The 20,383-nt window shown below is 43.4% G+C and carries 11 protein-coding genes; 7 read left to right on the top strand and 4 right to left on the bottom strand.

The genetic code is table 11. The features are described from left to right. The first annotated feature begins 317 nt into the window (after positions 1 to 317). Entirely contained in the window at positions 318 to 3,026 is a 2,709-nt protein-coding gene (locus CXF83_RS10970; RefSeq protein ID WP_101092138.1) for a TonB-dependent receptor plug domain-containing protein, read from the top strand. A gap of 154 nt (positions 3,027 to 3,180) precedes the next feature. Here CXF83_RS10970 and yfcC read toward each other — a convergent pair whose 3' ends face one another. Next, complete coding sequence (yfcC, locus tag CXF83_RS10965) at positions 3,181 to 4,659, bottom strand: putative basic amino acid antiporter YfcC (protein ID WP_232775187.1); 1,479 nt, start codon at positions 4,657 to 4,659, stop codon at positions 3,181 to 3,183. A 179-nt stretch (positions 4,660 to 4,838) separates the two neighbouring features. Continuing rightward, positions 4,839 to 6,290, bottom strand: coding sequence for a sodium/pantothenate symporter (panF, locus tag CXF83_RS10960; RefSeq protein WP_101092136.1), 1,452 nt, complete (start codon positions 6,288 to 6,290; stop codon positions 4,839 to 4,841). Between the two features lie 662 nt (positions 6,291 to 6,952). On the opposite strand from panF, the gene CXF83_RS10950 reads away from it, so the two are divergent. Then, positions 6,953 to 7,867 (top strand): LysR substrate-binding domain-containing protein, encoded by a 915-nt coding sequence (locus tag CXF83_RS10950; RefSeq protein ID WP_101092134.1) that lies wholly within the window; start codon positions 6,953 to 6,955, stop codon positions 7,865 to 7,867. 319 nt (positions 7,868 to 8,186) lie between these two features. On the opposite strand, the gene focA is transcribed toward CXF83_RS10950, so the two are convergent. Then, a complete protein-coding gene (gene focA / locus CXF83_RS10945) occupies positions 8,187 to 9,749 on the bottom strand; it encodes a formate transporter FocA (RefSeq protein WP_101092133.1) in 1,563 nt (520 codons plus the stop codon). Between the two features lie 945 nt (positions 9,750 to 10,694). Between focA and CXF83_RS10935 the strand changes: the two genes are divergently transcribed. The 3 genes from CXF83_RS10935 (at position 10,695) to pflA (ending at position 15,815) form a co-directional block, all read left to right on the top strand. Continuing rightward, positions 10,695 to 12,227 carry a DUF3360 family protein gene (locus tag CXF83_RS10935; protein WP_101092131.1) on the top strand — a complete coding sequence of 511 codons (1,533 nt, stop codon included), beginning with the start codon at positions 10,695 to 10,697 and terminating at the stop codon, positions 12,225 to 12,227. Between the two features lie 501 nt (positions 12,228 to 12,728). After that, on the top strand, positions 12,729 to 15,011 hold the full coding sequence (pflB, locus tag CXF83_RS10930; protein ID WP_101092130.1) for a formate C-acetyltransferase: 2,283 nt from the start codon (positions 12,729 to 12,731) through the stop codon (positions 15,009 to 15,011). A 63-nt stretch (positions 15,012 to 15,074) separates the two neighbouring features. After that, positions 15,075 to 15,815: a pyruvate formate lyase 1-activating protein gene (gene pflA, locus CXF83_RS10925; protein ID WP_101092129.1), complete on the top strand. Its 741-nt coding sequence runs from the start codon at positions 15,075 to 15,077 to the stop codon at positions 15,813 to 15,815. Between the two features lie 35 nt (positions 15,816 to 15,850). On the opposite strand, the gene yfbV is transcribed toward pflA, so the two are convergent. Further along, a complete protein-coding gene (yfbV, locus tag CXF83_RS10920) occupies positions 15,851 to 16,294 on the bottom strand; it encodes a terminus macrodomain insulation protein YfbV (RefSeq protein ID WP_101092128.1) in 444 nt (147 codons plus the stop codon). 200 nt (positions 16,295 to 16,494) lie between these two features. Here yfbV and ackA point away from each other — a divergent pair, with 200 nt between their 5' ends. Both ackA and pta read left to right on the top strand, forming a co-directional pair. Further along, positions 16,495 to 17,691, top strand: a complete 1,197-nt coding sequence (gene ackA, locus CXF83_RS10915; protein ID WP_101092127.1) for an acetate kinase — start codon at positions 16,495 to 16,497, stop codon at positions 17,689 to 17,691. A gap of 110 nt (positions 17,692 to 17,801) precedes the next feature. Then, entirely contained in the window at positions 17,802 to 19,946 is a 2,145-nt protein-coding gene (pta, locus tag CXF83_RS10910; protein WP_101092126.1) for a phosphate acetyltransferase, read from the top strand. The last annotated feature ends 437 nt before the right edge of the window (positions 19,947 to 20,383 follow it).

The raw sequence follows: 20,383 nt of genomic DNA, 5'->3' as shown, positions 1-20,383 counted from the left end.
CAGTATAAAAGCCAACATAAATACAACAATCCGGCTACATTAAAGCCCTTTGCCGATTGATAATCCGCCAAACAACTTGACGACTATTACCTTACGCTATCATATGTAAATAAAATGATGCCGAGTTGATAATAATATAATATCAAAGACGCTAATAACAAAGAAAAACACCTGTAACTAGATTGTTGCCACGGTTAATTAATTATGGTTCTATTCCGCTGAGAAATATATTTTTATTTACATTTGAAACACCTTAAAAAGATATTTCTAATTAAAATAAAACAAATAATTATTATAAGTTTCCAGGGAGTAATGATATGCAAGTTAATTCAAGATTGGCCAAAGCAGTTCGCTTTGCGTTAGTAAGTGGTGCAGCAGCAGCGCTTAGCTCGCCAGTTGTTCTTGCGGCCGAAGCTGAAAGTGCAGAAAATGTTGAACGTATCCAAGTTACCGGTTCTCGTATCAAGCGTACTGATATGGAAACTGCGACACCCGTTACAGTGCTAAGTGCTGATGACATGGCAAAGCAAGGCTTTACAAGTATTCAAGACGCACTACAAAGCCTGACATCTACAACGGGTGCAATGACAACCCAATCAGTTCACGGTTTTACTCCTGCAGCATCTTCTATCAGTCTTCGTAATGCTGGTGCTAACCGCACACTAACGCTTATCGATGGCAAACGCCTTAACCAGTACCCAAAACCTGCTGGCGGAACGGATAACTTCGTTGATACCGCGAACCTTCCAATGGAAGCTGTAGCAAGAATTGAAGTACTACAATCTGGTGGTTCTGCCATTTATGGTGCTGATGCTGTTGGTGGTGTAATCAACATCATCCTGAAAAAAGATTTTGACGGTGCCGCGCTTAAGTATCGCCATGGTGATACCACTAATGGTGGCGGAATGAACGATAGAATCGCATTCTCTATCGGTTCATCTTCAGATAAAGGAAATGTGTCAACCTTTATTGAATACACCAACAATGAAGTACTAAGAGCAACTGACCGTGAAAACTTTGGTCTAAATACCGATAAAGTACCTCACAGTGCATTCTCGCAATATAGCTCGTATGGAGCACGCATTGCAGGTTCAAGTAAAGGTGCAGAAGGCGCGCGTCAGCTATCAGCCGAAGAATGTACTGCTGGCGGTTTCTTCTGGGATTCAGCGCGTAGCATTTGTGGCTATGACCGTTCAAAGCAACGTGATCTTGAGCCTGAAAGCTATCGATTCATCAGCACAACTAACTTCAACTATGAGTTAGCCGAAGATATCACTTTCTTAGGTCGTCTAGATGTATCTCAAGCTAAATCATCCACAAACATTGAGCCAATGGCTATCAATGACTACGACATTAAAGTTGCAGGTAATGATGTAACAGTTTCTGGTGCAGGTGGGTTAAGCAAAACATTCACAGACGGTAAATCAACTGCTCTAGGAGGTGATTTTGCTAATGCTACCGATGGCGATTACTACTACGTTCGTCGTTTACATGAGTTTGGCAACCGTACTGGCGAAACGAATACTCGTAACTATTTCTTTAGCGGTGGTCTTGAAGGTCTAATTGCTGACGAGTATAGCTGGGATGCTTCAGTGAACTATGGCCGCACAAACGTTGATGTATTCCGCAGTGGGTATGCAACCATTGCTGGCATGTTCGATTACATTACAAAAGACGGTGAAAATGGTGAACAAGGTAATTCACTGCTAAAGAACATGTCTAATGCAGATGTAGATGCAGCTTCTTATACGCCATTTGAAAATGCTCAATCAACACAAAAGAACATCCAAGCAAACATTACAGGGCTGGCGTTTGAATTGCCTGCAGGTGATGTTATGTTCGCATTTGGTGCTGAATATACAGAACAAGATTACCAAACAGATTCTGATTCAGAATCTAAGAAAGGAAATATCTTAACTACGGGTGGTTCATCAGGTAAAGGTGAGCGTAATTTCTGGGCTACTTATGCAGAAATGAGCATTCCTGTGTTAGAGCAGCTAACCATTGACGTTGCTCTACGTTACGATGATTACAGCGATGTTGGCGGCAACTTATCTCCACAAGTTACTGTTGAATATCGTCCACTTGATGAATTACTTGTTCGTGGTTCTATCAGCAGCGTATTCCGAGCTCCTGATATGCATCGTGTATACGGTGACCCAACTCAAGGCTTCACTCAAGTTATCGACTTCAAGCAGTGTGCTGCTATGGGTGGAACACCTGGTGAGACAAGCTCGAACCCTACTATCAATGAGGTTTGTAATGAACTGCATATCGATAGTACAACTGGTGCAAACAAAGACCTAGAAGCAGAAACAGGTTACACAGCTAACATTGGTGCAGTATGGGGCGGCGATTCGCTAAACGCTTCTGTTGACTTATGGGAGTGGAAACTTGATGACATGGTGAGTGACATCAGTGCTTCAAAAGCTGCACGTGAGTATGATTTATATGAAGATATGATCACTCGTGATGCGGATGGCACTATCACACACATCAACTCAGTTGCACAAAATCTTGCATACCAGAAAGTACGCGGTCTTGATGTTACCGCAGGTTACGGCTGGGATCTTGAAGCGATTGGTGAGTTCAAGCTAAATTTCAATGGTACATATATTCTGGTTTCAGAAGGGCAATTAGATCCGACTGCTGACATTGATGATGATATCTACAATGGTGGTTTACCTCAGTACCGTGCGAACCTAGTACTGGGTTACTTCCTAGAAGACTTTGAAACGACTTTAGGCGCTTATCACACAGCACGTATGCATGGTACCGCTTATAAGTCTTTTGCTGAATCAGGTGACGGAGAAGAGAGCGATTATGAAGTTGCTTCTCTAACTAAGTGGAACTTAACTGCTGGTTATAACTTTACTGACAACATTAAAGTATCTACCGGTCTAATTAATATGTTTGATGCTGGTCCTAACTTTGACCCAACAAACACTTCATGGCCACATTACCCACGTAGCGTTTACAACGCGCGTGGACGTGAATGGTTTGTTGAAGGTGAAATCACGTTCTAAATAATGTAGAAATTAAGCGTTATGATTTAACGCTTATTTAGACATAAAAATGGCATCCTCGGATGCCATTTTTTATACCAGTTTAAACATACACACTGCATTCAATGCATTTATGGACATTTCTGCGTTACTTGCGCTGACGCTTTATCTGGATTTAACTAAACCCTAAGTAGTGAGCTGCGATAACAATCACACTCGATACACAAAACAGTGCGACCATGAAACGCCAAATAAATTTAAGCCACTGTCCCCAATCAACTCGGCACACACCTAATGTTGCCATCAAGGATGCTGACGTTGGCACCAATACATTGGTAAAGCCATCCCCCAATTGAAATGCTAGCACCGCCACTTGCCGCGTAACTCCAACAATATCAGCTAAAGGTGCCATCAATGGCATCGTCAGAGCAGCTTGGCCAGAACCTGAAGTCACAAAAAAGTTAAACACAGATTGAAACACCAACATAAACCACGCCGACATCACACTGGGCAAATGACCGATAAACTCACCTGACACACTCAAAATAGTGTTCAAGACACTTGGATTAGCTGCATTACTGCCGCCTAACAACAGTAAAATGCCTGACGCGCACCCAACGAGCACCGCGGGTTCCAACATTGTCGCTGCGCCTTGTTTAAAGCTAGCCGCAACCTTATTAACGCTCATGTTGTTGAGTTTAAACACCACGCCAATGATCCCTACGATGATCCCCATCGTAAAAAACTGACTGGCGATCTCAGGAATAAACCACGCATTGGCAATAACGCCCCAGATTATCCACGCAATCGTCGCCACAATTGTGAATAGCACCAATATATCGCCTACGTTAAAGCGGCTATCAAGCTTAGACTCGCTCGCATTATCACGAAAGTATTGGTCACTGCTGTAACTGTAAGAAAATGCCGGTTTCGCTTTGACTTTAGCGGCATAACGCATAGTGAAAACCAAGCCCATTAATGTGAACCCGAGCCACATCACCACTCGCATGCTTGAGCCCGACAGCACAGGTACGTCCGCGATACCTTGTGCAATCGCAACGCTAAAAGGGTTCATCCAGGAACTGGCAAAGCCTATTTGGGTCGCCACATACGTCACCATCACGGTTGTAATGCCGTCATAGCCAAGCCTTATCATTAATGGGCAAATAATTATTGCGAACGCTATCGCCTCCTCCCCCATTCCAAAAACGGCGCCGCCTAAAGAAAACAAGATGAATATTACTGGAATGAACAGGGTTTCATTGCCGCGGGTTTTGTCGATCAACTTTAGTATGCCGTTATCAATCGTGCCTGTTGCCATCACAATGCCAAAAGCACCGCCTATGACTAACATAAACATGATGACGCCAATCGCGCTACCCCACTTGGAACCTGAGACTAGACCTTCAAATGCAAAATTAAAAAAACCTGCGCCGCCTCCCCCTTCAAATAAGCTCACAGGGTTAAGTACAGGCTCACCATTGGCATCTTTTTCATAAGAAAATGAGCTGGGGTCGATAACACTACGACTCTTCTCAACGCCATCAATGACGTAACTAACCTCTTGTGTTTCAAACGAACCAACGGGGATGAAATAGGTCATTAATGCCGCGCCCAGTGCGACAAAGAAAATGATGACTAGCGTGTCTGGCATCTGCCAAGTATTGCTCTGCACATCAACACTATTGTTAGCGAGCGCGGGGGCCTGTTCGTTCGAGGAAGGAGCTTGATTCATTTTACAGCCATATTATTGTTATTTGGCTGCAAATATAAACCAATGTGGAGCCTTTATCTATGCATCATCCGCGCGGTAAGCAGCATTTGGTAGCATTATCATGCAACCGATTGCTTTCGCGCAAAATAGCATGTCAGTTGTTGTACCATTAACATGAAAATCAGTGAACATAATAACGCAGGCACAATGGGGTGGATCTGATAAGGCAAAGGCGTTTGATTTTGTAATAGCAGATAACTCAACATGCCACTTACCATTGCCGCCAGCGCACTATTTCCAGTAATAGAAGGCCAATAAAGCCCAGCCACAATCGGCCATAAGAATACCGCTTGCAAGGCGCCAAAGGCCGCCAAGTTAATCCAAACAATCATATCGGGTGGGCTCAATGCCCAGTAACAAGCACTGAGGGTAATTAACAGCATCACAAAGCGAGTCAACCAGACTTGCTTTGTCGCTGATAGGTTTGGCATCACTTTAACCATTCCATCTCGAACAATACTGGTCGCTGATTGCAGTAACATCGAGTCAACCGACGACATCACTGCCGCAATAGGGGCTGCCAGTAATGTGCCCGCGATTAATGGCGGTAACAAACCTGACATGAGTGTCGGCATAATATTGTCTGGCACACTCAAATCAGGAAATAAAGCCCGGCCAAGCACGCCACATAAATGTGGAATTAACGTCATAAAGAAGCAAATGATGGTGCCCCAAATGATCCCGGTTTTTAATGAGGCTTTATCTTTTACCGCCAACAAACGCACAACGGTATGTGGCAAGCCCATGGTGCCAAAACAGATCAACAACCAAAACGACAACATCATTGGCCAAGATAAAAAGTCATCGATACTGTGGGGACTAAACAAGGCTGGGGTTTGCTGAGTGAGTAGCTGCATTTTTTCCGGTAGTTGCGGCTGCGACAATATCACCAGCAACAGGATAAACAGCCCTAACAACATGACAATACCTTGCAAGGCATCGGTTAATACCACCGCCCTAAAGCCCCCTGTTAAGGTATAAGCTAATACCGTACAAACGAAAATAACTAAGCCAAGCTCATAGCTTATTCCCGTAACGCCTGAGAGTAACCTAGCGCCACCAATAAACTGCACCGAAATCATGGCAATAAAACCAACCACTAAGCTGACCATTGCAAAAGTACTTAAATAAGGGTTTTGAAAACGTGCATCCAACCACTCAATGAGGGTCACATGTTGATGTCGCCTCATCGCCAAAAATCGACTGCCCAGCACGCCTAAGGTTAATAGTGCGACAGGCACTTGGATAAGGGCTAACCACACCCATCCAAGTCCATATTTATAAGCAGCACCAGAACCGCCGATAAATGAACTCGCACTGGTATAAGTGGCCACTAAGGTTAATGCGAGTAATGGTCCACTGAGAAATGCGCCGCCGATAAAAAATCGCTTTGCCTTATCAGTATAGAGTCCACTGTCCTCATCAGTTCTACGTGACTGACGAGCACTCCAAAAGCGTGTCACTAACAGGCTCATTACTAAGTAAAGCAAAACCGGTAATAAACTAGTCATTGGTTTTCCCTAGTGTTCTCACCAAAAAAATGATTAGCATCAGTGGCGCCAAAATGCAGGAAAACCAGAACCAAATAGGTAAGCCGTACCAGTAGCCATACTCCGTTAGTAACAAAGGCCCTAGGCACCATAAAACAAAATAACCAAGGGTTAATAACAATGCAGTGGTTGATAACGATCTCATGAAAGCACACAGCCTGAGTTAAATATAAGAAGCGGGATGACGACACTAAAGTCGTGCGATGGCCGATTCTAATCAATATTTACAATCGGCACCAGCCAGAGTAACCAGTTACTTAACTCATATCTTGATAAATGTTTAAACCGTTACTTTACACGCTGTAAAAAACGCCACTATTGGCGACATAAGATAACTTACTGATTTACTGATGAAGCTTTCATACTAACAAGCAAGGCACTGGCTATTCCCCCATCTCAGTGCTCACCTTGAAAAGCAGTCAACACACAAACATTTAATCAGATGGTACTATTTGGGTGCACACTATATTTAGAAGAGTGAGCCGTCTCTAAGTTTTTCAAACCGTTACCCAACTTAGCTTGTGTCCCTAAAGATCCCCCCCTAAAATCAGGCTTTATAGATCATCAATAAAATTGATAGTTTCCATTTGGCAAATTTTCAGTTAGGGAAAACAATATACATAATGAAGTACTCTCTTAAGCAAATCATGGTTTTTGATGCTGTTGCCAGTTTAGAAAGCGTCAGCGCGGCGGCAAGAAAATTGTCTATGACACAGTCAGCAGTGAGTATGTCACTAGGACAGTTAGAAAATTTGCTAGGTCGACCACTCTTCATTCGCCAAGGGAACAGACTCACCCTAAGCCACTGGGGCAACTGGCTTAGGCCAAAAGCCAGACGCTTGCTACAAGATGCGCAACAGATTCAATTAGGCCTTCACGAACAACACCTTATAAGTGGAAGATTTAGGATTTGTTCAAGTCAAACCGCCGCAGAGCATCTGCTTCCTGAACTTATAAGTAAAATTGATACCGATTTTCCAGAACTACGAATTGACTTGATGGTGGAGAACACCGAAAACGTGATCGAAGGCTTACTTAATTATGAATACGACTTTGGCATAATCGAAGGACGAAACGACGACAGTCGTCTTCACCAAGAGCAATGGTTAGATGATCACCTTGTGGTGGTTTCATCACCGCATCACCCTTATGCCAAGTCAAAATCAGCAAGCTTAGCGCAGCTAGAACAAGCCAAATGGGTACTGCGCGAACAAGGTGCCGGAACTCGGCGTATTTTTGAGGGTGCTATTCATGGGATCATTGAAAAGCTGCATGTGTGGAAGGAGTATGAATATGTCTCGGTACTCAAAGCGCTTGTGAAAAATGGCCCTTATTTAAGTAGCCTGCCCTACTTAGATGTAGAAAAAGAGATAGCGAGTGGCGAGTTAGTTGTTTTATTAACACCGCAACTCAATATGCAGCGTCACCTTTCATTTGTTTGGCGCAATGATTCAGGTGAAAACCCACTAAGAGATTGCGTGATCACAGAAGCTAGGCGTCTTAGCCGCCACAAGCTGTCATCAAAAAGCCCCCGTTAACGACGAAAGAGACAAAGAGGTGCAATGGTTCATCGCACCTCTATACCCATTCTACTTGAAGATGCTCGTTTCAGAGGCGGTGTGCGAGTTCAATTCTAGACGCATTAATATAGAAATGGTTATTCCCTTTTAAGTTAGTGCAACAACGAAGTGGGCTTGCACAACGCCTTCAGCGATGGGTTTTAATGGGGTTTACTCTACATTATTGATTTTATCAAGGGAGCGACCATTACTTGCAATCAATGCTTTGATTAAACCCCATTAAACTCCCACTGAATCCTGCATCTTCAGGTAGGACGGGTATATATATCAAACAAACTTAAAACTTGTAAAGATCACACACTTTTTGTGCGATATCTTCTCGGGTGATAACGCCACATAACACGCCCTCATCGACAACAGGGAAGACACTTGGCTTGCTAGCATTCGCCCCGCGTAGCCGCTCTTCATAGCTTTTAAACGTATTGCCTATCAACATAGCACTATCATTGACTGGGAATAGCTTGCTTCTATCGACCACCATTAACTCAATCAAGTCAGCAACAGCATCTAAAGGCGAGACTGTTAATACTTGGGTTTGCATCAAGTCACCGACTTTAAAGCTAATACCACGGACAAATTCTTCAGACCATAAACTACGTAACAGATCCTGCTGTGAGATAAACCCAAGTAGCTGCTTTTTTTCGTTGACTACGGGAGCGCCACGACTAGCGCTGTCTGATAGTTGTTTAAGCCCTTCATACACAGAAAGATCCGCGGTGAGAGTGAATGGCGTAGGGTTCATAAGATCGCTTACATTTAGTCTTTGAATTGTTTTTGGCATTATTTTTACTCCGGGGAATAGATGAGAATGGCTGTTACTCTCAATCAGTGAAGACTCTGCTTCTGCTTGTTTTGCTAATGGGGTTTCGATTTGAGTATCAAAAGTCGCTAACGCAATAACTTCCGCTAAGCAGGCTTGTTTATTTGAAGACGTAGTTCTTTGATTTGCTATTGGATCGGCCTTTTCTATTAACCAATATCCCAAACCAACAAATAGGCCACCGCCGACAATGTTGCCCAAAGTCACTGGTATTAAATTATTGATAATAAAATGATTTATAGTAAGGTCTGCAAATTGACTTTGCGTCACATTGAGTGCTTCGAACCAACTTGGATCAGAAAATTGGGCTATAACGATACCGAGAGGGACCATAAACAGATTTGCAATGCTGTGTTCAAAGCCACTACTCACAAACATGGCGACAGGTAGCATCAAAAGAATTGCTTTAGTTAATGCATCTTTACTGGCGAATGTCATCCACACACCTAGACACACCAACATGTTACACAACATACCCAATACAAATGCTTGCCACCAACCATGGTGTAGCTTGTGTTGCGCGATATTAAGTGCGTTGAGACCCCATTGTCCGTCGTTCAAATTTTGCATGCCTGCGATAACGATCATGCACAACATCAGCATCGCACCCACAAAATTTCCTGCGTAGACTCGTGCCCAACATTTAAGCAAGTCCGTACTTGATACTTTTTTCTGTGCCCAAGCCACGCTGCTCAATACAGTGCTTGTAAACAGCTCTCCACCACAGATCACAACCAACATTAAGCCAAGACTAAAAGCCAGTCCTCCCGCTAGTCGAATGAGCCCCCAGGGCCCGCTGCTGCCTGTTGTGACCGTAATATAGAACACAAAAGCCAATGCGATAAATGCACCAGCAAATATTGCTAAACCAAAGGATTCCCATTTGGCTTTAATCACTTTATCTGTACCGTACCCTTCAGCTTGCTGGTATAAACTTGGCGTTGCAGCATTCACCGGGCTCGTTGTCGTCTCCGTTTGGTGCGTTAAAGGAATGAGCTTTGGTTGACTATGTGCAGTCATGCTTCCCCCTCGCCTTTACGTCACTAAACTTAATATGCGCTACATTCATTAAATTCTCCTGTTAATCCATCGCTTCTCTCGGTCTGAGAACAAAATTAACCTAATAACACGCCCAATAAAATTGGGTAATAATGATGGTCGCTATCATTATTATTGATATGAAAAGTCAACAAAATAGAGTTGTTAAAATTGTAAAAAACAGCAACAACCAACATAAGTCATTGTATGTAATTAGAATTTATTTATTGCTCTGTATTATTTCGGAGGATATAAAAAACAACAACAAAGAAAAAAGGATCATCAATCGCTGATTAAAGGTTAACAAGAGTAATAAGTGACGTGTATAAACAGTGCTATCTATTCAGTTGATTTGAGTCAATTTCAAGCACATGAATAAGCCATTTTACGGTTATCGATAGATCTCGAGAATTCCTCAATCAACACTAAAACGGGCATAGATCACACCAAGCTTTAAATCTGGTGTGACAAACGTCCAATTATTGTGACTATGATTGCTCCGTAGCAAGATAACTTTACTGACGGTTATAATTTAAGCGTTTTTGTCGCGTTTATTGATCTAGACACTAAGGCAAATTACATGCCTATTATTCGATTGTTTAGTGATCACTTTATAAGTTGTTAAGTTGCTCTCAAATTACCCAAACAGCACATTCAATAACTTTGATACTTGATGTTGTACCTTGGTGGCTATGTTAATATTTGCGAGGTAAATTGGTCAGACCAATTTACATTGTGTAATGGATTATCACTGTAACCCCCATTTAGCAGTAACAATGCCTAATATTTGGTCGTTACAGAAGCGTTAACAAAGGCTTGAAGTCGACTACACTTATTGCGACACAAGTTGTTAATTCACAGGGAATACCCAAAAGCAGTTACGAATCCCGATGAATCACCTAAATTCTTCTCGGAGAATGAGAAATTATGCCTGAATCAGTAAAGAATGAAGCAGTAGATGGCTCTGAACAGAGCTACCAAGCACTTCACAGACCAGCATCAGAGTTCAATACCCGCGAAGAGTATTTGGATAATGAGCTAAAAATCATGAAGCCAAAGCGTTGGGGGCTTAATCTCCCAGGTAGAGACTTTAGGTTCGAATGGGAAGACTTAGTCCCTGCCATTGCAGGTACTATAGGTATCACTGTAATGTACTCAGCGGTTATGGCGGCATGGGCCTCAGGTCTGTCAGCTCGTTGGGAACACGTCAACTTGGGAGCTGAATTTGCTATCCAAGTCGTGCGGGTTGAAATGCTTATTCCGGCCCTACTCTTTTGTATTATTAGCTCAGGATTTATTAATCCCCGAGCCAATCTCGGCGGTAATCATGGACCAATGATCCCTTTGATTGGTGCTATCGCGTTAGCAGGAGCTCATCCACTGGCATTAGCCATTTTGCTCGGTGTATTTGGCCTCATTCTTAGTTACTTTAAAGGCGGGTCTAAGTTAGTTAACTTGACCAGCAGTGGCGTGGCAGGTGGCTTGCTCGTTTTCTTAGGTTTTATGGGTGCTAAAAGTCAAATAACCTCATTATTTGATTGGGCTGGCGGACTTGAGGCTAAACATGCTTTAGATTACAGCCTAGGCTATGTCGCTTTCTTTATTTTATTAGCCAACGTCATCCTCTACTCCTACCTCGCTAAAATAGGTAAACGCTGGCTAGCCATTCCACTGTGTTCAATTGCCGCAATAATACTGGCTTTTGCACTTGGCGCTGGGCTAGACCTTCAGTTTGTAACTGAACCAGGCATCCCAAATTTAAACCCTATGTATTGGTGGGGCTCAACTGAATATGGCTGGCAGTTAGGCTTACCTAACCTCCAACATTTCATCGCGTCATTACCGTTTGCCATTCTCGCTGTGGCGATGTGGTCACCAGATTTTCTGGGACACCGAATTTTCCAAGAGCTCAACTATCCAAAGGGTTCTGAGAAAGTATTGATGGATGTTGATGACACAATGACAACCTGTTCTCTACGTCAAATTGTCGGAACTGCAGTCGGTGGCGGTAATATCACCTCATCGTGGGGGACCTATATGATCCCTGCTGCGATTGCTAAGCGTCCTATTCCAGCGGGTGCTATTTTGCTCGGCATTATGTGTATCGCTGTCGCAGTCATTGGTTATCCGATGGATATCACCGTCTGGCGTCCTGTCATGTCGATTGCACTTTTAGTTGGCGTGTTTTTACCATTACTTGAAGCGGGTATGCAGATGGTGAAAAACACTAAAAACAGCCAAGCCGCGGGTATATGTATCTTTGCCGCCTTTGTGGCAAACCCAGTATTAGCATGGGCATTGACCATGTTCTTAGACAACAATGGTCTAATCGGTGATAAAGAACGCGCCAAATCACTGTCGGTAACTGACCGTATCGTTATCCCAGGGTTAGCGTTTATTATCTGTCTGGCTGCGATGCTAGCGGTTGGTATGATCACAGGTATACCGGCACTGCTTTAAATTATAATAAGGAAGAGAGTCCTCCGCTCTCTTCCTCATTTTCTCATCTATAATCCTTATCAACATCTTTGATACTCATCATTAGTTTTATCAACCAGTAGTATCAAAGCAAATATTGATAATACAAATCTACTTGCGAAAATCGGACCAACTCTCGAATACCTGACATCGTAAAAGGATGCAAACATTAAATTGTTCAGAAAATGCTGCCTTGTTAACACTTTTAGTATTTATGAACGATTTCCACTTTGATAAAGGTGCAGCATACTGACTGCCATGCTAATATACGAATGGTTAATTGGTCTTACCAATTTATAAAGTTAACATCCAAAGCATTACGATGTTACTGATGAAGACAACCAAACAGATTTCAGAGGAGTGTGCTCACTTCCGCGCGCTTCTTAGCGATAGAGTTAAAGAGGCGTTTTAAAATAGCTATTGGTGTATTAAGGCAAAGCCGATACCCAATACCCTTTATCCCAAACAAAAGGTAACAGTACGATGACCGAAAAAACTGAACAGTTTGCAAACGCGTGGGAAGGTTTCACGTCAGGCGATTGGAAAACTGAAGTCAATGTGCGTGATTTTATTCAAGCTAACTACACTCCTTACGAGGGCGATGAGTCTTTCTTAGCAGAAGCGACTGCAGCCACGACCGAACTTTGGGATAAAGTGATGGTTGGTGTTAAGCAAGAAAACAGCACTCACGCTCCTGTTGATTTTGATACAGATAAAGTATCAACAATTACCTCTCACGAAGCGGGTTACATCACTAAAGATTTAGAAACCATTGTTGGTTTACAAACAGAAGCACCGCTTAAGCGTGCAATGTTGCCTAACGGTGGTATCCGCATGGTAGAAAGCTCTTGTGCTGCTTATGGCCGTGAGCTGGACTCAAACATCAAGTATGTTTACTCAGAGTTACGTAAAACACACAACCAAGGTGTTTTCGACATTTATACCCCTGAAATCATGGGCTGTCGTAAGTCTGGGATTTTAACTGGTTTACCTGATGCTTACGGTCGTGGCCGTATCATTGGTGACTACCGTCGTATCGCGCTATATGGTATCGACTATTTAATGCAAGATAAGTTTGCTCAATTCGGTTCGCTTCAAGCTGACTTCGAAACTGGCGAGAACTTGTCTTACACTATGCAACTTCGTGAAGAGATTGCAGAGCAGCATAAAGCGCTTGGCCAGATGAAGAAGATGGCTGCAAGCTATGGCTTCGATATCTCTTTGCCAGCCACTAATGCTAAAGAAGCTATTCAGTGGACTTACTTTGGTTACCTTGCAGCTGTTAAGAGCCAAAATGGCGCGGCAATGTCACTTGGTCGTACTTCAAGCTTCCTCGATATCTTTATCGAACGTGATATCGAAGCGGGTGTACTAACAGAGCAAGCAGCACAGGAAATGGTTGACCATTTCGTGATGAAGCTACGTATGGTACGTTTCCTACGTACGCCAGAATACGACGAGCTATTCTCTGGTGACCCAATCTGGGCTACAGAGTCAATCGCGGGTATGGGTCTTGACGGCCGTACACTAGTGACTCGCTCTAGCTTCCGTTTCTTACACACATTGTACAACATGGGCCCTAGCCCAGAGCCAAACATTACGGTTCTATGGTCAGAGGCGTTACCGCTTAACTTCAAGAAGTACTCGGCTAAAGTATCGATTGATACTAGCGCTATCCAATATGAAAACGATGACCTAATGCGTCCAGATTTTGCATCTGACGATTATGCTATCGCATGTTGTGTAAGCCCTATGGTTGTTGGTAAGCACATGCAGTTCTTCGGTGCTCGTGCCAACCTTGCTAAGACAATGCTTTATGCAATCAACGGTGGTGTTGATGAAAAACTTAAGACTCAAATCGGTCCTAAGTACGCGCCTATCACTGATGAAGTTTTAGACTTTGATGATGTTATGGGTCGTTTAGACACCATGATGGACTGGCTTGCAACGCAATATGTATCTGCATTGAACGCTATTCACTTCATGCACGACAAGTACTCTTATGAAGCTGCACTTATGGCCCTTCATGACAGAGATGTTCGTCGTACTATGGCGTGTGGTATTGCGGGTCTATCAATTGCTGCTGATTCACTTTCAGCCATTAAATTCGGTACTGTTAAACCAATTCGTGACGAAAACGGCATTGCTGTCGATTTTGACATCAGTGGTGACTATCCTAAATTTGGTAACAACGATGCACGCGTTGATGATTTAGCAACCGACCTTGTTGAACGCTTTATGGCTAAGATCCGTAGCATGAAGATGTACCGCAATGCGATCCCGACTCAGTCTATCTTAACCATTACCTCTAACGTGGTTTACGGTAAGAAGACAGGTAACACACCTGATGGACGTCCAGCAGGCGCACCTTTTGCTCCAGGCGCAAACCCAATGCACGGTCGTGATGAAAAAGGCGCTATCGCTTCTTTAACATCAGTTGCTAAACTACCATTTGCTCATGCACAAGACGGGATCTCTTACACTTTCTCTATCGTACCTAATGCGTTAGGTAAAGATGAAGATGGTCGTAAAGCCAACCTTGCTGCACTAATGGATGGTTACTTTGCCCATAACGATAGCCGTGAAGGTGGTCAACACCTCAACGTTAACGTGATGAACCGTGAAATGCTTGAAGATGCCGTGGTTAATCCAGATAAGTATCCTCAACTAACCATCCGTGTTTCTGGTTACGCAGTGCGCTTTAACTCGCTAACCCCTGAGCAACAGCAAGACGTTATCACACGTACCTTTACTAAAGGTCTGTAAGCAGATTTAGTGTCGATTAGGCTGGCGTAGCACAATGTTGCACCAGCCTTACAAGGAGCAGAAATGGCAGTAATAGGTCGAATTCATTCCCTAGAGTCCTTTGGTACTGTTGACGGACCCGGCATAAGATTTATCACCTTTATGCAAGGTTGTTTAATGCGTTGCCAATACTGTCATAACCGCGATACTTGGGATCTACACGGCGGTAATGAAATTAAAGTCGATGAGCTAATGAGCCAAATCATTAGCTATCGACCTTTTCTTGAAGCCAGTGGTGGTGGAGTCACGGCGAGTGGCGGTGAAGCTGTATTACAAGCTGAGTTCGTTGCTGAGCTTTTTCAAGCCTGTAAAAAAGAAGGTATTCATACCTGCTTAGACACCAATGGATTCGTGCGTAAATATACGCCAGTCATTGATGAGTTACTCGATAATACCGATCTGGTGTTACTTGATATAAAACAGATGAACGACAAAAAGCACATCGACCTCACAAAAGTGAGTAATCAACGTACGTTGCAGTTTGCCGAGTATTTGCACAAACGTGGTAAAAAAACCTGGATTCGATATGTAGTTGTCGGTGGATTTACAGACGACATTCCATCTGCACAAGCGCTGGCTGAGTTTATTAAGCCAATGAGCAATGTTGAGAAAGTAGAATTACTGCCCTACCACGAGTTAGGTAAACATAAATGGGAAGCGATGGGTGAAGAGTATGAACTCAGCCAGATCTCGCCTCCAAGTTCTGAAACAATGGAACAGATAAAGCAAGTCTTCATCGATATGGGTATTAATGCCATTTACTAAATGTTCTTACGTTCAGCAATAAAAGCAAACAAAAGCTAAAGCTCTTCCCAATAACTTGCATCCAAACACTCGAATGCCGCTTTTAGAATAAGCGCCATATCGAAGTAGCAAGCTTTAGCGCCTAAGGGTCGACAATTAACCCCCATTTGCAGCAGTTTTGTTGATAACTGATTACCCCAGTCAAATAAAGATAACGGCAAGGGATGGCGAGAGCGCCAACCTAACCAAAGCAGACCTTGAATAGGTAAGCTAATAAAGAACAAAGCAATGGTGATTGCCTGAGGTAGGTAATCCCAACCGTGCAGGTATAACTGACTTGCACCCGCCAATATGGCCAAAAACGGCATTAATGGCAAAGCAATTTGAGTGGCGCGCATAACGCGATACTCAGGAAAGTAAAAACTCAGTTGTCTAACCATAGGCCAAGTCTTCATATAACGACGGCCTTCACCTAGGGTTTTGAGAACATAAATGCTCAAAAATGGCTCCTATAAGAATCAATAACAAGCCTAACTCTAGCACAAACACTCAGCTTGCCCCAAGGCTCTATGCCGGGTAAGCAACAGATTTTAGCTCTTTTTACAGGGCACATTTTACGACTTCGGCCTATAGTTGCCATAGAAGTTATTATTAAACAGTGAATCAAACGATTTCATTACTTATTGCGAAAGGTTTAAACATGTCAAATAAACTGGTATTAGTGCTTAACTGTGGTAGTTCATCTCTTAAGTTTGCGGTTATTGATGCGCTAACTGGTGATGACCAAATTTCTGGTCTGGCCGAGTGTTTTGGGCTAGAAGATTCTCGAATCAAATGGAAAGTAAGCGGTGAGAAACACGAAGCTAACCTAGGTGCATTTACCGCACACAGAGAAGCTGTCGAGTATATTGTCAAAAATATTTTGGGTGAATATCCACAAATTGCCGAAAAAATCCAAGTGATTGGTCATCGTATCGTTCACGGGGGGGAAAAATACACTCAATCGGTGATCATTGACGAAACCGTAATAAAAGGTATCGAAGAAAGTGCTGTATTCGCACCTCTTCATAACCCTGCTCACTTAATTGGTATTCGTGCCTCTCTGGCTTCTTTTCCTGAGCTTCCACAGGTGGCAGTATTTGATACGGCTTTTCATCAAACGATGCCAGAACATGCTTACATTTATGCTCTGCCATACAAACTGTATCGTGAACACGGTATACGCCGCTATGGTGCTCATGGCACAAGTCATTTATTCATCAGCCGTGAAGCGGCTAAAGCACTCGGCAAAGAGATCTCTGATACTAATATTATCTGTGCCCACCTCGGTAATGGTGCATCTGTTACTGCGATTAAAGGTGGTAAGAGTGTAGATACTTCTATGGGCCTAACACCTCTAGAAGGTCTGGTCATGGGCACTCGTTGTGGTGATATTGATCCTTCTATCGTATATCATCTGATCAATAAATTGGGTTATACGCCTGACGAAGTGAACAACTTGATGAACAAGCAAAGTGGCCTTTTGGGTATATCTGAGCTGACTAACGATTGCCGCGGCATTGAAGAAGGATATGAGTCAGGCCATAAAGGCGCCACACTTGCGCTTGAGATTTTCTGCTATCGCTTAGCTAAGTATATCGCTTCTTACACCGTGCCTTTAGGGCGTCTTGACGCACTGGTATTTACTGGCGGCATTGGTGAAAACTCTGATCTCATTCGTGAGAAAGTGCTTAGCTTATTGGCTATTTTCAATTTTAAAGTCGACAACGAGCGTAACACCGCTGCCCGTTTTGGTAAGCAAGGTAAAATAACCACAGATGAAGGTCCTGTCGCGATGGTGATCCCAACAAATGAAGAGTGGGTTATCGCACAAGATTCTGTTGCGCTAATTAAATAGTACCGACCTATCTATTTTCATCTTGAGCTGCAAGCTAGATAGCTTCGCAGCTCAAAACAACATTTCTAATGCCATACTTTTGTGGCGTTCTCGAGTTTCAAGAGGTATTTATGTCTCGCAACATTATGCTCATCCCTATAGGGACTGGTGTAGGGTTAACATCTATTAGTTTAGGTATGGTTCGTGCGCTTGAGCGTCACGGTGTTAAGGTTCGCTTTTTTAAGCCGATAGCCCAACAACGTCCAATGGATCGTGGGCCCGAACGTTCAACCACCATCTTAAGCAAGTCACCCACGGTTAATCCACTCGAACCATTCGATATGGCTCATGCTGAAAACCTCATTCGTGCTGATAAAATAGACGTATTAATGGAGCAGATTATCGCTCGTGCAACTGAATGCACAGACGATACTGAGACCATTATTGTCGAAGGCTTAGTGCAAACTCGTAACCACCCTTTCTCAAGTGACGTGAACCATGCGATTGCTAAAGCATTAGATGCTGATGTGATTTTTGTCGCCACTCCTGGTAATGAAAGTGCGACTGCGCTGATGAACCGCCTAGAGATCTCACATAATTCATGGGGTGGGAATAAAAATAAACGTCTCATTGGTGCCATTATCAACAAAATTGGCGCCCCCGTTGATGACGAAGGTCGTGCTCGCCCAGACTTATCTGAAGTCTTTACCAACGATGATATTCAGCGCGCTGATGCAGCAAGCATGTTTCAACTTCCAGGTAAGAGCAAAATTCGAATTTTAGGCAGTGTGCCTTACAACCTTGATCTCGTCGCACCTCGCGCATCAGATCTTGCAAAGCACTTAAGCGCCAAAATCATCAATGCGGGTGAAATGCACACCCGCCGTATGCGTAAAGTGACCTTTTGTGCCCGCAGTATTCCAAATATGGTTACCCATATTAAAACCGATTCGTTGCTCGTCACTTCAGGCGATCGTAGTGATGTTATCGTTTCAGCATGTCTTGCTTCAATGAACGGTGTCAAAGTTGGCGCACTCTTGCTAACGGGCGGATATGAGCCAGAACCGCAAATTATGGAGCTTTGTGAGCAAGCGTTCGAAACAGGCTTACCTGTATTCCTGATTGACACCAATACTTGGCAAACATCGCTTAACATACAGCGTTTCGATCACGAAGTGCCCGTTGATGATGCCGTCCGTATTGAACAGGTTCAAGAATTTGTTGCCGGGCATATAGACCAGAGCTGGGTAGAAAGCGTAACGAAGAACTCACCACGTGAGCACCGTTTATCGCCACCTGCGTTCCGTTACAAGTTAACAGAGCTTGCTCGTGCTGCAGGTAAAACCGTTGTTTTACCTGAAGGTGATGAACCTAGAACAATTGAAGCTGCCAGCATTTGTGCTGAACGTGGTATTGCACGTTGTGTTCTACTGGGTAATCGCGAAGAGATTGAGCGTATTGCCACTCAGCAAGGCGTAACCTTAGGTGAAGGTGTCGAGATCATTGAACCTGAGTCAGCACGTAGCCGCTATGTCGAGCCTATGGTTGAACTTCGACGTAATAAAGGTTTGACTGAGGTCGTTGCTAAAGAGCAATTAGAAGACAACATGGTGCTCGGTACTATGATGTTGGCGCAAGGCGAAGTTGATGGCATTGTATCTGGTGCCGTGAACACTACCGCTAATACCATACGTCCGCCGCTACAGTTAATCAAAACAGCACCGGGTTCAAACTTAGTCTCTTCTATCTTCTTTATGTTGATGCCAGATCAAGTCTTCGTTTATGGTGACTGCGCGATCAATCCTGATCCTAGTGCCGAGCAATTGGCTGATATTGCAATTCAGTCTGCTGAATCAGCAATTGCATTCGGTATTGAGCCTCGCGTTGCGATGATCAGCTACTCAACGGGAAGTTCAGGAACCGGTTCAGATGTTGATAAGGTACGTGAAGCAACACGTATTGCCAAAGAAAAACGTCCAGACTTAGTGATTGATGGACCTTTACAGTATGACGCTGCAGTGATGCCGAATGTTGCTCGTTCTAAAGCACCAAACAGCCCTGTAGCAGGTCAAGCAACCGTATTTGTATTCCCAGACCTCAACACAGGTAATACGACGTATAAAGCGGTTCAACGAAGTGCAGACCTGATATCAATTGGTCCTATGCTGCAAGGTATGCGAAAGCCAGTAAACGATCTATCACGCGGCGCACTCGTCGATGATATTGTTTACACTATTGCTTTAACCGCAATTCAAGCTGCGCAAAACGAAAGCTAATACTACAATACTAAAAAAGCCTGCTGATGCAGGCTTTTTTTTGGTTTGAAATCAACCGAATTAGGATCGATGCGATCGTATTAGCTGTTGTCTGGCGGTGCAAAGCGAGAATTTGGAGACTGAATTGTGAACACAGCAGAAATGCGTCAAAAAATGACCAGTCTGTTTTTGATAGATATATTAAAGACTTAAGTAAACAAAAAATAGTCTTCAACACACTTGTCCACAGATTCTGTGGATAACCTTTATAAGTTATCTATACAGATATGCCTGAGATCTTTATCTAGGTCAAGCTTTGACTGCGATCTAATACCAATTACATGGAAATGTGGTCTATTTAGAAATACTCAAGCTTTCAATGCAAAAGCAGAAGTGAGATCTCGAACGCTGTCCCTAAATTGAAGTTCAAACCATTACTTGCCACACAGAGAATGTTT

It is taken from the genome of Shewanella sp. Choline-02u-19, from assembly GCF_002836205.1.
Lineage (GTDB): Bacteria > Pseudomonadota > Gammaproteobacteria > Enterobacterales > Shewanellaceae > Shewanella.
The sequence above is the reverse complement of the archived record's forward strand: the minus strand, read 5'-3'. Positions and strand labels throughout refer to the sequence as shown.